Here is a 16413-nt window from a genome sequence, read left to right as displayed (position 1 = left end):
ATAACGGTTATGCGTAAAATACTATTTCACACAGCGAGTACATTGTTCAGACTGGATCACTTGGAAGAAATCATTGCCTTTATCATCAACCAGAATAAATGCAGGGAAGTCTTCAACCTCAATTTTCCAGATCGCTTCCATACCCAGTTCTGGATATTCCAGACACTCCAAGCTCTTAATACTTTGCTGAGCCAGAACCGCAGCTGGGCCACCGATGCTGCCGAGGTAAAAACCGCCGTGTTTCTTACAGGCATCAGTCACCTGCTGGCTGCGGTTACCCTTCGCCAGCATGACCATGCTACCGCCGTGGGCCTGCAGCAAATCGACATAGGAGTCCATACGCCCTGCCGTTGTTGGCCCTAATGAACCAGATGCATAACCCGCAGGCGTCTTCGCCGGTCCTGCGTAGTAAATCGGATGATCTTTAATGTATTGCGGCAGCCCCTCACCTTTGTCTAAACGTTCTTTCAATTTAGCGTGGGCAATATCGCGACCAACAACAATGGTGCCACTCAGCGATAGACGTGTCGAGACAGGATACTGAGATAGCTGCTGCAATATTTCAGACATTGGACGGTTTAAATCAACCTTAACCGCTTCCCCCTCACCGGCTTTACGCAGGTGTTCAGGAATATATTTACCCGGATTGCTTTCCAGTTTCTCAATCCAGATACCATCACGATTGATCTTCGCTTTGATATTACGGTCTGCCGAGCAGGAAACCCCCATGCCTACTGGACAAGAAGCACCATGGCGAGGTAAACGAATAACACGAACATCGTGGGCGAAATATTTGCCACCAAACTGTGCACCTAGGCCGAGATTCTGAGCTTCTTTCAGCAACTCCTGCTCAAGCTCAATATCACGGAACGCCTGACCATGTTCATTACCTTCCGTTGGCAAACCATCATAATATTTGGTAGAAGCGAGCTTCACAGTTTTCAGCGTCGCTTCGGCTGAAGTGCCACCGATAACAAAAGCAACGTGGTATGGAGGGCATGCAGCAGTACCTAAAGTACGCATTTTATCGACCAGATAATTTTTTAGCTTGCCCGGAGTTAAAAGCGCTTTAGTTTCTTGATAAAGGTAAGTTTTATTCGCTGAGCCGCCGCCTTTAGCGATGCACAGGAACTTATACTCATCGCCGTCGGTGCTATATAAATCGATCTGCGCAGGCAGGTTACTGCCGGTATTAACTTCTTTATACATATCCAGCGCGGCGTTTTGCGAATAGCGCAGATTATCTTCAATAAAGGTGTTGTATACGCCGCGAGACAGGGCTGCTTCATCACCGCCCCCCGTCCAAACTCGCTGACCTTTCTTACCGACGATAATCGCGGTTCCAGTGTCCTGACAAGTTGGCAAAATACCCTTTGCTGCAATTTCAGAATTGCGCAGGAATTGCAGTGCGACATATTTGTCGTTTTCGCTGGCTTCTGGATCGTCAAGAATTTGGGCAACTTGTTGTTGATGGGCTGGGCGGAGCATAAAGGAAGCATCGTGGAACGCGTGTTGGGCAAGGAGAGTCAGCGCTTGCGGTTCAACCTTTAGGATTTCTTGCCCTTCAAACTCAGCGACCGAAACATGATCCTTACTCAACAGATAATATTCGGTTTCGTCTTTTTTTAGTGGGAACGGATCTTGGTAATGAAATGGCTTATTTGACATTTTTTTCTCACTTGCAACATCAGCTTCAGTAGATTCACACTCACGCGACGTATTCTCGTCGGCTCACTGTGTAAAGAAAACACCACCACCTTACGTGTTTTTAGCCTGTTGATTCTTGAGCTAAATCCAAAATATACCCTCTAATGATAAAGGGGTACTTTTTGAATGGGGCTTTCCATCTTCACAGGGTGAGAACTGCGGGTACAGATTTTTAATTGCTAAAGTCATTATCTCGCAGTTAACACAATGATTACAATCGCTGAGACCCGATCAGAGTCTCAATGTAAGACATTGCTTTTCACATAGGCATAAAAAAGCGGCCATCAGGCCGCATTAGCAACATATTCAGCATTAAGTATTAAGCGTTTTTGTAACGCTCAGCCATGGCATTTGCTGCAACCATTGCTTCATATACATCATCGGCGGTTAATTCCATTGGCATATTGCCCATAGTATCCCCTTCCGCACAGGCAATTTCTGCCACTTTGCGCCATTCAGCTTCTACAAAGTTTTTCAGTCCCATGTCTTGTAGCGTCAGAGGTAAGCCAGCGACTTTGATAATACGAATAACTTCGTCGAGTTCGGTGCGTGGGGCATTTTCCAGCACAAGCTGGGTAAGGAGACCAAATACCACTTTTTCACCGTGCTGCGCACGATGTAAATCAGGCACCGCAGACATACCGTTGTTGACCGCATGAGCAGCGGCTAACCCTCCCGCTTCTGCCCCAACGCCACTCAAATAAATCGTCGCTTCAATGGTTTGTTCAAGCGCAGGCGTAGAAACTTTATTTCTTACCGCATCCATCGCCGCATCGACATTTTCGCTCAACAGCTCATAGCACAGTTGAGCCAGACCGAGTCCTGTTCGAGATGGCTTTTTCAGCACCAAATTCACGCCGTCAGCTGCATAGCAGGCACGCGCTTCAAAATAGGTTGCAAGCGCATCACCCACACCGGCAGCAAAGAAACGTACCGGCGCGGCTGCAATAATTGAAGTATCGGCAATAACAGCATCAGGGTTTTGCGGCAAAAATAGGTAGCGTTCGAACTCCCCTTCTTCGCTATAGATGACCGCCAGCGCAGTGCATGGAGCATCGGTAGACGCAATCGTTGGGAATAAAATAACCGGCAATTTATGGTAGTAAGCGACTGCTTTAGCAGCGTCTAAGGTTTTGCCTCCGCCAATGCCGACAATAACATTTGCACTCTGCGATTCGGCTAATGCTCCAAGTCGCTTAATTTCTACTTCAGTACATTCGTAGTTAAATTTTTCACAGGTACCTTTTAGTCCCGCCTTTTGCAACCCTGTAACGGCCTCATCTTTCACTCGTGGCAATATGAACTCATCACTGATGATAAAAGCATTATCACCAAAATCTTTCACGTAATCATGCATTTGTTGAAGAAGGCCGCGCCCAATAACAAATTTTTTCGGTGAAGTAACCGTACGAGGTGTTTTATTCATATGACGCTCCTGAAAATAACAGCACGATTTGCTGAAGGTGATCTTTCGTTAAGAAAAATTTTATCTTCATAAAAGGATACGCCTTCATCCACCGCTAAACTACCTAAGACAAGATAATACTAACTATTTAGGGTTATTATTTTATCTGCGAGATGATTTTAGAGAAAAGGCTAGGTTTAGCTGAAAAATTAAGCGGCCAAATAGGATAATGAGCTTTTAAATTTTGCGACATAAATTCATCAGATTTTTCTCTGAAGGGTTTTATTCTCGATGAAAATTAAAAATCAATTCATATTACAATTAAAACTAAGCACGGACTTTATCTACAGATTTGATAGGGCTAGCATTGCCCTATTGCTTATCTTTTGATGGAGAAATTATATGCAGATTGCTTACGATAGAAACAGAAACCCTTTACGCGTTGGCGCCCACGTTATAGAAAACGGCACGCGTAATGTCATGGTGATTAAAGCGATTAACGATAAGAATTTAGCAAGAGAAAAAATTCGCGCGGCAAAATGCGTCGTATGCAACGATAGCAATGAATATTATGCACCACAGGATCTGATTTTACTCGGCCATTAATAAACAAGGCTGATAGTCACTTTACGATACTGATATAAAAAAGCCTGAGCATTGCTCAGGCTTTTTGTCTGGTATAAACAAATTTAGTCTTTCTTCTCGAGCAAATGACGATAGATTAAACCGCCGATAATGCCGCCAATAATTGGCATTAACCAGAATAGCCACAGTTGCTGCAATGCCCAAGTGCCTTGGAAAATAGCCACTGCAGTACTACGTGCTGGGTTTACAGACGTATTTGTCACTGGAATACTGATAAGATGGATCAGCGTTAGCGCCAGACCAATCGCTAATGGAGCAAAACCAGCCGGTGCACGCTTATCTGTCACGCCATGAATAACAATCAGGAAGAATGCACTCAAAACCATCTCAACTACAACAGCAGATTGCAATGTGAATCCGCCAGGTGAATGTTCACCATAACCGTTTGATGCAAAACCACTGACTGTGGCATCAAAGCCAGCCTTACCGCTAGCGATAACATAAAGCACGGCAGCAGCTGCAATACCACCAATCACTTGAGCTACAACGTAAGGCACCACGTCTTTCGCACTGAAACGACCACCAGCCCACAGGCCAATAGTCACAGCAGGGTTAAAATGACCACCTGAAATATGTCCAACGGCATACGCCATAGTCAAAACGGTTAAGCCAAATGCCAATGCAACACCAGCAAATCCAATACCTAACTCAGGAAATCCAGCCGCTAGAATGGCGCTACCACAACCACCAAATACGAGCCAGAACGTACCAAAAAACTCGGCCGACATTTTTTTAAACATTATTACCTCAACAATCAAAATAAAAGGTGGCTACAGAATTGCGTTTAAACGCAACGCCAGCACCATATTTCTATAGGCACTTTTGTTTCGTCAGGCTATGTTCTATACAATAAAAAAATAAAACCCTTTGCCTAGCGCTCTCCGTAGACAAACAGTTTTGACATCCATGATTAAATAAACTCAACACTGAGACTTCCAGTACTCAATATAAGTGTTATTCATATAACTATCCATTTTTTGGATGCATTTTCCACATGTATTATTTTTTCTCAAGGAAAAAATAGTGAGATTATTCTCAGATATCATGGTGAATCAATCAATTAGAACAAAACACCTACATAGATGGAGTTTATTTAACAAATCAACACGCTGTCTGGCTGAACTTTATACAACATTCAGGCCATCATCTTTTTAGACAAAAGATTGTCTGCCCATGCCTATGGGGTAATATGAGGTTTTGATATATCGGCTTTTTTACAAACTTCAGTAAAAATTTGCATTCTTTCACAGGTCTTATCAACGGCAAAAACCATCATATAGCAAAAAATAATGAAGCCGAATAAGCAAGAAAGGACAAGTAAGATTTTTGTTTTCATCGTAAGTAGGTAGGAGCTTCTTTAGGCTATGTAAGTAGGCTACCCCTACTTTAACAACAGAAAGTTAAACTAAGGCTCTACGGACTTACTCTAAACAAGATAGGTAGCACATAATGCTAACAGATGAAACGCACTCGGCACGAAAAGACACGCGCTACATGGAGGCGCCGAACACGTTTCTCTGTTACCACTTCCATAATGCATCCAAGGATAGGCTGGCTTGCTAAAACTTTCAAGCCTCCCCCCTTCAAGATATTGTAATCTAAGACTTCGCCGAATTTTCCAATGCAAAATGATTAAGATTCTCCCTCTGCGGTCTACGTCTAACATATTGAATAAATGATAAAAGGCAAAAACCAGTCTTACGACTGGCTTCTTTAAGCATACTTAAGAGGCTATAGGTACAATCGTACTCTTATAACGTTCGAGTATCGGAGATGAGACATCCTTAGGGTTCTTAAGCGACCATAAATTACGCGTAATACCATCGTTGACCAAGTAGATCACGCCGGTTTCAATCGCTGACATGACGCAGAGCATAACTGGCTCATTTGTGGTATAGCCAATTTCGCCTTCAAGCAGACGCTGGTAATCAATGTAGCGGAATACCCCAGCCTGAACTTCATAGGACAAAATCGTCTTACTGGTATTTACCGATGATAATACTTGTCCGGTATTAACATCAACGACGCGTAAATTAACTGCGATTTGATCTAACTGATATTGTGTACTCGCACCAATACCAAAGAAACGAGCTCCAGCGCCCCCAGATTTTACATTACTTTCGTAGCCGATAATTGAGCCTTCGATAAGCACATTTGCAGCAACCAAAGATGAAAGCTGACGCTGGTTATTCACAGCAGCGGTACCATTTTCTTGGGCAGCACGAATAATTTTTCGTTCATTTAATAGATTTTGTAAACCCTGTCTTTCTAAAGGAATAAACCAACCTGAATCTTTCAAGGCAGAAACCAACATTGCCGTCGCACTTTGAGGAACGGCGGTCGAAAAATTACTGGCCGGATACGGTTTAAACTGCCCTGTCTCATCCTGAATATTGTACACAGAGACAAACAGCTTTCCCGCAGGCTCAGGCAGATGCGTTAAATCCTGGTAGCTTTGCGCCCGAGGCATTAATGTGGGTTTAGCCGCTTGCTTTGGCGGAGCCGTTAGGCATCCACTCAATAAAAGAACTGAGATAATTAATAAATAGCTGCGCATGTCTCATCATCCCGTGCTAATTGGAATTAACGCTTGAGAGACCATCAACTTCGATGGTTGAGGATTTTCCCGTAGTGCGATCGAGAATATTCATGGTTAACCGCCCATCAATATTTTTCACATCAACAATGAAGTCCTTGGTCACTAAACGCCCTGGTTTCCCTTGGCTAATATTGCCCATCAGATTCCCCAATAGCTGAGATTGAATAACTGAAGTGAAGTTGTCTAATGCCGACGGTGTTGCGGTATCAAAATTATATCCGTTGGGGTCTTTATACGAATTTTGCGCATTCGCTTCATTGAGCAAAAATGCACCATTGTTCGGATTGCCTCCAAAATTAGGGTTAACAAACTGAAAAACCATATTACCGCCCCACGATACTGGGGAAATTAGTATTGATATAAAGGCTAGATAAGTGACTCGCATTGTGACTCCTTAAAACTCATCTGCGGTTAAGTCACCAGTATTGAGAAGCGCTTTATCGATAGAACGGCGAGATAGCGATTCGTTAACGCTTTCAATAGCTACGGCAACATCTTTGTCAAAGCTGCGTTTGTTTGGAAATAAAAACGTTTGATAAACCGTATCCTGTTCAATTTTGATAGTGATCCAACTTCCCCAGCGGGCACTCGGTCTTTCATTGATCGTTAGTGTTCCCGGGTATTCTTTTCCCCAGTTGTCGCTAAAATCACGATAAAAGGCATGACCTATTGACGTTACCGTGTGATCGGTAATTAATCCGGGAACCTCAATTTCAGCCGCAGAGGCATTCTTTCCTGCACTGCATATAGAGGCAATTACAAGAATAAACATAATTTTTTTCATCATTTAACGCCTGAGATGATCGTTAGCCCAGGAAACCGCCTGTGTGCGATTTTTTACCGATATTTTCTTAAATAGATTATAAAGATGCGTTTTTACCGTGTTTTCACTGATGAATAACAGCTTGGCTATTTCGGTGTTCGAGGCCCCCGCTCTTAGCTTATTCAGTATTTCTTTTTCTCGATGAGTGAGCCCTGTTGCCTCTGGGCTATGATAACGATAATGTGAAGATTGGCTGATTAAATAACTAGCAACACCCTGACTAAAAAAACATTCTCCCTTGATAACACTCTTTATTCCTTCCGTTAGCGTCCGTTCATCCATTGATGGATAGAATACTGCACTAATGTTTGGCCATGACTCAATATCTTGGTTTTGATAATCATCAGGAGTATTTAATAACAATATTCTATTTCTCTGCCGGCAACGGCTCAGCTCTGATTGCCATAAAACGGTCGTTCGTCGGTCAGCCTCCATAAGGTCGAATAGATAGAGAGTATTGTCTACGGGATCATTTAAATCTTTGTTGATATTATGTATCTTGGTATTGACCTGTAACGTCAGTTGAAGCTGGTGCAGTAGTGCTGTTGCTTGCAATGACGGTTTAGTTATTAATACCAATAAATACTTCTTACGCTCTACTTCATCAAGCATAATAAAACCCTGCATTTATGCGAAGCGCAACACTCCCTGCTTAATTAAAAACAGTTTTTATCGAGCGCTACTTATCCGCTGCTGTGTAAAAGGCAGTGCAAGAAAAATTTGAAATATGCACAGAGACGAGCCGTATATGCCATCCGTTATTGCGGGCATATTACATGATTTAATCTAGCCATTGGCGCTTCTAACGCAAGTGCTATTTGTGTTTCAAAATGTAACTTGATATTTATAAATAAGTCTTATCATTACTTCTAATTTACATAATCCTTAATCGTTTCTTTAGATTCATCCAAGAAATAGCAAGCAGGTGATCTTCTTTAAAAATATAGAGAGGGTAAATTTATTCTTTTCAGCAAAGCACTTAGCGCACATGATAATGGGAAATACCACTTTATGATTAGCTTGCTTGGTATATTCACATGCATTTCCCTTAGGTAAGTGGTATGTGAATTGTATCTTTGCTAGAAAACAATGCGCTCATGCTAGCGCATGAAATTTTACCACGCGTCAGTGATGCCATAGGTCATACCCGTAGCGCATGCGCTGGGGTGGCAAACTTCATTACATGAGTAAGATGAAAAACAGCTATCAACATGTTAATGCTCGACTAATCGACTCTTTAGCTTTTATTACAACGAATAAACATTATCGCCTCATACTTTCTTATCAGGCTTTATTTTTAAAATACGACTTCTAGGTGAGTTATTTAATTTTTCTTCGGCACATACTCAAATCATAAACCGGAATATTCCTGAAAGAGTTCTCAGGACGTTAACATACGATTCATCACGTCATAATTTGATTCACCGATTACATTAGGACGGCAAAATGAAAAAGATTGTCTTGTCAGCCGCTCTGCTTGTCACCCCTTATTTGGCAGTAGCAAATAGTGATTTGGCTAACGCTGATATGAGCACTGGTTATAGTGACTTGCATAGTCGTTATAGCCAAAGTGCGCTTATTAACCAAATAGGTAGCGATAATAGAGCTTTTACCCATCAGCAAGGTACGAACAATCATTCGATTATCGTACAACAGGGAAATAGTAACCAAGGCAGAATTACCCAATCCAGTAGCAATAATAATGCATTAATTGCTCAACGAGGTTCGGGAAACTCTGCGGACATTACTCAACTTAGCAGCAATAACAATGCAGTTATTGCTCAACTAGGTAGTGGAAATAGTGATTCAATCATTCAAGACAGTTTTGGTAATTCTGCTTATATCATTTCCTTCGGGAAAAATAATATAACGCAGATTACCCAAACGGGCACAAACCGCTCAGCCGGTGTTGTGCAAAATGCTTCAGGAATGGCCATTAGAGTTACACAACATTAGTTATTGTTTATCTGATACACACATCTGATTCTTTAACCGACGGGGTAACATCATGAATAAGTGGAAAATCATCGCAGCATCTAGCTTTGTTTTTGCTATGAGTAATGCAATGGCGTTAACTAACCCAGCTTACGTTTTCCAATTCACACCTCAAACCGGGGCATTAGGCGGTGAGGTGCAGGTCTATCAGCAAGGCACCAGTAATATTTCCAGCGTTAATCAAGATTCTGCGGTTTTCTCTAAAACATCCGTATCTCAAAGCGGGGGTCTATTAGGTGGCACGGGCAACTACGCATCGGTAAACCAGAATGGCAACGTCAGCGTTGTTGATATTAATCAGCAAGGTAATAATAACGCCGCCACCTCAAGTCAAAACGGGAACTGGTCTGTCACTGAAGTCTCTCAATCGGGTCTCTTCGGCAACACCGCAACCACAAATCAAAGTGGTGACTTCTCCAGAACTGCCGTGGTTCAGTCTGGTTTTGGCTTGAATAATGCCGTAACCAGTCAAAGCGGCGATGCCGCCGTTATTGTTGTCCGCCAAAGCGGTGCATCCAACTACGCTAATAGCTCACAAACAGCTGACTTCTCTTACTCCAACGTAAATCAAGTCGGTGCAGGCAACGCCTCATACGTTAATCAGAACTAACTTTCTCCTCCCAACAAGACAGGGCGTTGCCCTGTCTTGTTTTTATTTCCGGAGCCGCAAATGCATCCTCTTCTGATCGCCTCTGTTTTATCTAATCAACTTTGGTTCGATACTACCCAAGAGGGTCAATATTACATACTTAAGCCCATGGCTTCGATCACCAATAGCTGCGTATGCAATATTACCGTAGACATAATCCGACACGGCCTTCATGGCGAAAGCATCTCCCAACAGACAGGCACGGTTCAACTAACGGCCAACCGAAAACACGCGTTAGGGCAAATGAGTTTTTCCGTACTGCAAGGTGACTGGCTGCAAGTTACCGTTGTCTTAACCGATGGCGATAGCGTGCGCTTGGAGAAACAAGTGATACTCCCCGATAAGGTTTGAACCAATGTCGCCTACGTTCCCCCATAAAAAAAGGAAATGCCTTCGCAGACATTTCCTTTTGCACATCAATAGATTCCTATTTAGATGGTTTTATACTCTGCTTCCGCATTGGCAAAACGTGTCTGGATAATCTGTGAAGGCGATCGCCCCATCAGACTAACAACCACAATCGCAATGCTGGCGAAAATGAATCCAGGGATAATCTCATACAGATTAAACCATCCATACTGCTTCCATACGATGACGGTGATTGCCCCGATCAACATACCGACTAACGCGCCATTACGCGTCATACGAGACCACATCACAGAAATTAATACCACTGGGCCAAATGCCGCACCAAAACCGGCCCATGCATAACTCACTAACCCCAGCACGCGGTTTTCTGGATTGGCCGCCAAAGCGATGGCAATCAATGCCACCAGCAGAACCATCAGACGCCCTACCCACACCAGCTCACGCTGTGATGCTTTCTTACGGAAAAAGGCTTTATACAAGTCTTCAGTAATTGCACTTGAACATACCAGCAGCTGACAACTCAGCGTACTCATCACCGCCGCTAAGATGGCCGACAGCAAGATCCCTGCAATCCAAGGGTTAAACAATATTTTAGCCAGCTCGATAAACACACGTTCACCGTTTTCAGACACGGTTCCCGCTTGGCCAGGATTATTTTCAAAGTAGGCAATACCAAAGAAGCCCACCGCAACCGCACCAGCCAGACATAAAATCATCCAGGTCATACTAATTCGACGTGCTTTGCGAATAGTTTGATGAGAATCTGCTGCCATAAAGCGCGCCAAAATATGTGGCTGACCGAAATAGCCTAATCCCCAGCCCATCAGAGAGATGATGGCGATCAGGTTCAAACCCTTGAACATATCAAGATTGGCCGGATTCTTGGCTTCGATGACGAGCATGGAAGTATCAATACCCCCCACGGCCAAAATAACGAATACCGGCGTTAAGATCAGTGCGAAAATCATTAGGCTAGCTTGAACCGTGTCGGTCCAGCTGACAGCCAAGAAACCCCCTATAAAGGTATAGAGGATGGTCGCCGCTGCGCCTGCCCACAGAGCCGTTTCATAGCTCATACCAAAGGTGCTTTCAAACAAGCGCGCACCCGCAACGATGCCTGATGCGCAATAGATCGTGAAAAATACCAAAATGACCACCGCCGAGATTACGCGCAGCAGCTTGCTGGTGTCTTCAAAGCGGCTGGTAAAATAATCGGGCAGCGTCAGAGCATTATTGTTAGCCTCGGTGTGCACACGTAAACGTCCTGCAACCAGCTTCCAGTTTAAATACGCTCCAACGGTTAATCCGATGGCAATCCAACTTTCAGAAATCCCTGAAAGATAAATCGCGCCTGGTAAGCCCATCAATAGCCAGCCGCTCATGTCAGATGCGCCAGCTGATAATGCGGTAACCACGCTACCTAAACTGCGTCCGCCTAAAATATAGTCATCAAAGTTGTTGGTAGCGCGATATGCCACTAGGCCAATGACGATCATTCCCAAGATGTAGACCAAAAAGGTCACCAACATCGGTGTACTTATCATGCAGGTGTCTCCGTATTTATTTTTATCCGTCACACTTGGAGTGTTTTCTGTTATTAACGATGCTAGCTAACGACTCAGACACAGCTCCAACTACTCAGGCTATATGCTTATCAATCAGGCATTTTTATGCTGTATTTCGGTTTTAAATACCTAGCTGCTTTAAAAACTCAGCCGCATCGGAACGATGATGCGGCCAAACCCCATCTTAAATACAACCAATAATGAAAATCTAAACGTCGGCATCTTATGAACAGGCTTAGCTTATTCACAAGTTATTTAACTCAAAAGTTACACAAAGTTTACCATTCATCACATTTTGACCTGCATCAGGTTGCAACAACGATCCATTAACATGTGCTTTGACATAGCTCACCGCTAAAATATCCATCTAATTTATAATGAAATATTTAATGCTTCACATAACTTCTTTCACATTTCCTTGTGCCTACCTGAGCTAAACCGCCGGATAAAACCTGCGCCATTTCACACATTCAAAACTTGTACCTTTTAACAAGGTTGCACAAAGTTGCAACATTCATAATGAACAGGATATGCTCAGGCTCTACCTTACAAAAATAAAATGGAGTAGGACGGCATGGGCACCACCACTATGGGTGTAAAACTTGACGAAGCGACGCGAGATCGTATTAAAGCCGCCGCACAGCAGATCGATCGCACGCCGCATTGGGTAATCAAGCAGGCGATATTTAATTATCTCGAGCGAGTCGAGAGTGGCAGTACGCTCCCTGAACTGCCCCTTCCCGTATCTGACACACTTTCCAGCGACGGCGACGATACCGTAACGCAGCCAGATCAACCACATCAGCCGTTTCTTGATTTTGCAGAACAAATCTTGCCTCAGTCCGTCGCGCGTGCTGCCATCACCGCGGCCTATCGCCGTCCTGAGCATGAAGCCGTCTCTATGCTGCTCGAACAGGCGCGTATGGCGCCTGAACTCGCGCAGTCGACGCACCAGATGGCTTATAAAATCGCAGAAAAACTGCGCAACCAAAAAAGTGCCAATGGCAGAGCTGGGATTGTTCAAAACCTGTTGCAGGAATTTTCACTCTCTTCGCAAGAGGGCGTGGCGCTGATGTGTCTGGCCGAAGCCTTACTGCGTATTCCCGATAAAGCAACGCGCGATGCGCTGATTCGCGACAAAATTAGCAATGGTAACTGGCATTCGCATTTAGGTCGTAGCCCTTCTCTGTTCGTTAACGCCGCCACGTGGGGACTCCTGCTCACCGGACGTCTGGTTGCCACCCACAACGAATCCAAGCTTTCTAGCTCGCTGAACCGTATTATCGGCAAAGGCGGCGAACCCTTGATTCGCAAAGGCGTTGATATGGCAATGCGTCTGATGGGCGAACAGTTCGTTACAGGAGAAACCATCGCTGAAGCGCTGGCAAATGCGCGTAAGCACGAAGAAAAAGGCTTCCGCTACTCTTACGACATGCTCGGTGAAGCCGCGCTGACCGAAGCTGACGCCCAGCGTTATATGATTTCCTATCAGCAGGCCATTCACGCCATCGGGAAAGCCTCTAACGGTCGTGGTATTTATGAAGGTCCGGGGATCTCTATCAAGCTTTCCGCTCTGCATCCTCGCTACAGCCGTGCACAATATGAGCGAATGATGGACGAACTTTACCCTCGTTTGCTCTCCCTGACATTGCTGGCACGCAGCTATGATATCGGCATTAATATCGATGCTGAAGAAGCTGACCGTCTGGAAATCTCACTCGACCTGCTTGAACGCTTGTGCTTTGAGCCAGAACTAGCCGGTTGGAACGGCATTGGCTTTGTGATTCAGGCCTATCAGAAACGCTGTCCGGCGGTTATCGATTATGTCATCGATTTAGCCCAGCGCAGCCATCGCCGCCTAATGATTCGCTTAGTGAAAGGCGCCTATTGGGACAGCGAAATTAAGCGTGCGCAGGTGGATGGTTTAGAAGGATATCCTGTTTATAGCCGTAAGGTTTACACCGACGTTTCTTATTTAGCCTGTGCGCGTAAACTTCTGGCGGTTCCTAGCGCCATTTATCCGCAGTTCGCCACGCATAATGCCCACACCTTATCGGCGATCTATCACCTCGCGGGGCAAAACTACTATCCTGGGCAGTATGAATTCCAATGCTTACACGGCATGGGTGAGCCACTGTACGAGCAGGTGGTTGGAAAAATAGCCGAAGGTAAATTCAACCGTCCTTGCCGTATTTATGCGCCAGTGGGAACCCATGAAACGCTGTTAGCCTATTTGGTACGTCGACTTTTGGAAAACGGGGCGAATACATCGTTTGTCAACCGTATTGCTGATAACTCGCTGCCGCTGGATGAACTGGTTGCCGACCCCGTATCCGCAGTTGAATCGATGGCAGCCAAAGAGGGGGCTATTGGCCTACCTCATCCGCGTATTCCATCCCCGCGTGGGCTGTATGGTGAAGAACGCCGTAACTCACGCGGCTTGGATCTTTCCAATGAGCAGCGCTTGGCCTCTCTCTCCAGCACGCTGCTGAGTAGCGCTAGCCATAATTGGAACTGTGCCCCTATTCTCGAGCATCCCGCCAGTGGAGATCAGCCATCTCAGCCGGTGATTAACCCTGCCGAGCCACGCGATATCGTAGGCTACGTCACGCCGGCCAGCGATGCAGATATTGAAGCCGCGCTGACCAGCGCAGTGAATGCGGGGCCCATCTGGTTCTCTACACCGCCGGAGCAACGCGCTGCCGTGCTGGATCGCGCCGCTGACTTAATGGAAGCTCAGTTGCAGAGCCTGTTGGGTTTGCTGGCTCGTGAAGCAGGTAAAACGTTTAACAATGCCATTGCAGAAGTTCGCGAAGCGGTCGATTTCCTGCACTACTACGCTCAGCAGGTACGCCACGATTTCGCCAATGATACTCACCGTCCGCTGGGTCCCGTCGTGTGTATCAGTCCATGGAACTTCCCGCTAGCTATCTTTACCGGACAAGTTGCAGCCGCGCTAGCTGCGGGGAATAGCGTGTTAGCCAAACCCGCCGAACAAACGCCGCTGGTCGCAGCTCAAGCCGTACGCATTCTGCTTGAAGCCGGCGTGCCATCCGGAGTGCTGCAGCTATTGCCGGGTGAAGGTGAAACCGTGGGCGCTAAACTGGTCGGTGATAGCCGCGTACGCGGCGTCATGTTTACCGGCTCTACCGCCGTAGCCGGTATTTTGCAGCGTAATATTTCTGGGCGTTTGGATCCTCAAGGTCGCACCACGCCGTTGATCGCCGAAACCGGTGGTCTGAATGCAATGATCGTAGACTCATCCGCGCTGACCGAACAGGTCGTCACCGATGTCGTGGCTTCTGCTTTCGACAGTGCCGGACAACGCTGCTCAGCGCTACGCATTCTGTGCGTGCAAGAAGATATCGCCGATCACACACTGCAAATGCTGCGCGGCGCGATGGCCGAATGCCGCATGGGGAATCCTGAACGCCTATCAACCGATATTGGCCCTGTTATCGATGCCGAAGCTAAAGACAATATCGATCGTCACATACAGGCTATGCGCGCCAAAGGCCATAATGTCTATCAGGCCGCGTTTGAACATCCACAAGATAGCAAAGAGTGGTCTGAAGGCACTTTCGTCAAACCCACCCTGATTGAGCTGGAGAGCTTTGACGAGCTCGAGCAGGAAGTTTTTGGCCCCGTGTTACACGTTGTTCGTTACAACCGCCAGAATCTTGATGCATTGATCGAGCAAATCAACGCGGCGGGTTACGGACTCACGCTCGGCATCCACACCCGTATTGATGAAACCATCGCGCAGGTAACCGAACAGGCAAAAGTGGGTAATCAGTACGTTAACCGCAATATGGTGGGCGCCGTAGTTGGCGTGCAGCCATTCGGCGGTGAAGGACTGTCCGGTACAGGGCCTAAGGCCGGTGGACCACTCTACGTCTACCGTCTGCTTTCTAGCCGTCCAGACGATGCGGTAAGCCGTACGCTGGCACGTCAAGACTATGAGCAAAACGTTGACGCAACCCTACGCCAACCATTGCTGGCAGCCCATCAAGCATTGCTAACATGGGCGCAGCAAGAGAAAAACACCGCGCTGGCGCAGCGCTGCCAAGAGTTTGGTGATTGGGCGCAAGGCGGCACCGTCCGCTTATTGCCAGGTCCGACAGGAGAGCGCAATACATATGCACTCCTCCCGCGTGAACGTGTGCTATGTCTGTTCGACAATGAGCAAGACGCCCTGACCCAGCTCGCTGCCGTGCTCGCGGTCGGTAGCCGTGTTCAGTGGATTGATAGCGAAGTTCAGCGCGCGCTCTATCGTCGCCTGCCTAAAGCCGTACAGCAGCAGATTAACGTAGCGAAATCGTGGGATGCCGAGGGCGTTGAGTTTGACGCGGTGATCTACCACGGTGACTCCGACCAGCTACGCTGCCTGTGCGAAAAAATCGCCGAACGCCCTGGTGCGATTGTGTCAGTACAAGGGTTCTCACACGGAGAAACCGGTATTCTGCTAGAGCGCCTGCTGCTAGAGCGTTCACTGAGTGTGAATACCGCCGCCGCTGGTGGGAATGCGAGTTTGATGACGATAGGGTGATAGGTAAGATTTGGAGGGGTGTTGGTTGTGGGGGGGCATTGTATGTGTAAGATTTCGTACGCTTAAGACATCGAAATCCACATAGCCATTGTGCTAGCGTCCGAGTT

Annotated in this window: 13 protein-coding genes; 5 read left to right on the top strand and 8 right to left on the bottom strand. The window is 46.1% G+C overall.

Annotated elements, in window-relative coordinates; genetic code table 11:
• Window positions 1-21 precede the first annotated feature (21 nt).
• Both fumA and M988_RS07820 read right to left on the bottom strand, forming a co-directional pair.
• Window positions 22-1668 carry a class I fumarate hydratase FumA gene (gene fumA / locus M988_RS07825; protein ID WP_064573588.1) on the bottom strand — a complete coding sequence of 549 codons (1647 nt, stop codon included), beginning with the start codon at window positions 1666-1668 and terminating at the stop codon, window positions 22-24.
• Window positions 1669-2026: 358 nt separating this feature from the next.
• Window positions 2027-3133 (bottom strand): glycerol dehydrogenase, encoded by a 1107-nt coding sequence (locus M988_RS07820; RefSeq protein WP_064573586.1) that lies wholly within the window; start codon window positions 3131-3133, stop codon window positions 2027-2029.
• Window positions 3134-3514: 381 nt separating this feature from the next.
• On the opposite strand from M988_RS07820, the gene ydfZ reads away from it, so the two are divergent.
• Window positions 3515-3718: a putative selenium delivery protein YdfZ gene (gene ydfZ / locus M988_RS07815; RefSeq protein ID WP_004092906.1), complete on the top strand. Its 204-nt coding sequence runs from the start codon at window positions 3515-3517 to the stop codon at window positions 3716-3718.
• 83 nt (window positions 3719-3801) lie between these two features.
• Here the strand turns inward: ydfZ and aqpZ are convergent, their stop codons facing one another.
• From aqpZ to csgD, 5 genes are all read right to left on the bottom strand, one after another.
• Window positions 3802-4497, bottom strand: coding sequence for an aquaporin Z (aqpZ, locus tag M988_RS07810; RefSeq protein WP_008813812.1), 696 nt, complete (start codon window positions 4495-4497; stop codon window positions 3802-3804).
• 983 nt (window positions 4498-5480) lie between these two features.
• Entirely contained in the window at window positions 5481-6314 is an 834-nt protein-coding gene (gene csgG, locus M988_RS07805) for a curli production assembly/transport protein CsgG (RefSeq protein ID WP_008813813.1), read from the bottom strand.
• Between the two features lie 16 nt (window positions 6315-6330).
• Complete coding sequence (gene csgF, locus M988_RS07800) at window positions 6331-6741, bottom strand: curli production assembly/transport protein CsgF (RefSeq protein WP_008813814.1); 411 nt, start codon at window positions 6739-6741, stop codon at window positions 6331-6333.
• A 9-nt stretch (window positions 6742-6750) separates the two neighbouring features.
• Entirely contained in the window at window positions 6751-7140 is a 390-nt protein-coding gene (gene csgE, locus M988_RS07795; RefSeq protein ID WP_039186897.1) for a curli production assembly/transport protein CsgE, read from the bottom strand.
• Between the two features lie 3 nt (window positions 7141-7143).
• Window positions 7144-7791, bottom strand: coding sequence for a biofilm master transcriptional regulator CsgD (gene csgD, locus M988_RS07790; RefSeq protein WP_039186896.1), 648 nt, complete (start codon window positions 7789-7791; stop codon window positions 7144-7146).
• A gap of 834 nt (window positions 7792-8625) precedes the next feature.
• Here csgD and M988_RS07785 point away from each other — a divergent pair.
• The 3 genes from M988_RS07785 to csgC are packed head-to-tail and all read left to right on the top strand — an operon-like array spanning window position 8626 to window position 10174.
• Window positions 8626-9135 carry a curlin gene (locus M988_RS07785; RefSeq protein WP_064573584.1) on the top strand — a complete coding sequence of 170 codons (510 nt, stop codon included), beginning with the start codon at window positions 8626-8628 and terminating at the stop codon, window positions 9133-9135.
• A gap of 52 nt (window positions 9136-9187) precedes the next feature.
• Window positions 9188-9784: a hypothetical protein gene (locus tag M988_RS07780; protein WP_008813818.1), complete on the top strand. Its 597-nt coding sequence runs from the start codon at window positions 9188-9190 to the stop codon at window positions 9782-9784.
• Between the two features lie 60 nt (window positions 9785-9844).
• Window positions 9845-10174 carry a curli assembly chaperone CsgC gene (csgC, locus tag M988_RS07775; protein WP_064573582.1) on the top strand — a complete coding sequence of 110 codons (330 nt, stop codon included), beginning with the start codon at window positions 9845-9847 and terminating at the stop codon, window positions 10172-10174.
• Between the two features lie 80 nt (window positions 10175-10254).
• On the opposite strand, the gene putP is transcribed toward csgC, so the two are convergent.
• The gene (gene putP, locus M988_RS07770; RefSeq protein ID WP_008813820.1) at window positions 10255-11736 is read right to left on the bottom strand and encodes a sodium/proline symporter PutP; all 1482 of its coding nucleotides are present in this window, start codon (window positions 11734-11736) and stop codon (window positions 10255-10257) included.
• 595 nt (window positions 11737-12331) lie between these two features.
• On the opposite strand from putP, the gene putA reads away from it, so the two are divergent.
• A complete protein-coding gene (gene putA / locus M988_RS07765) occupies window positions 12332-16306 on the top strand; it encodes a trifunctional transcriptional regulator/proline dehydrogenase/L-glutamate gamma-semialdehyde dehydrogenase (protein ID WP_064573577.1) in 3975 nt (1324 codons plus the stop codon).
• Window positions 16307-16413: the final 107 nt, after the last annotated feature.

Source organism: Hafnia paralvei ATCC 29927, assembly GCF_001655005.1.
GTDB classification, from domain to species: Bacteria; Pseudomonadota; Gammaproteobacteria; order Enterobacterales; family Enterobacteriaceae; genus Hafnia; species Hafnia paralvei.
The sequence above is the reverse complement of the archived record's forward strand: the minus strand, read 5'-3'. Positions and strand labels throughout refer to the sequence as shown.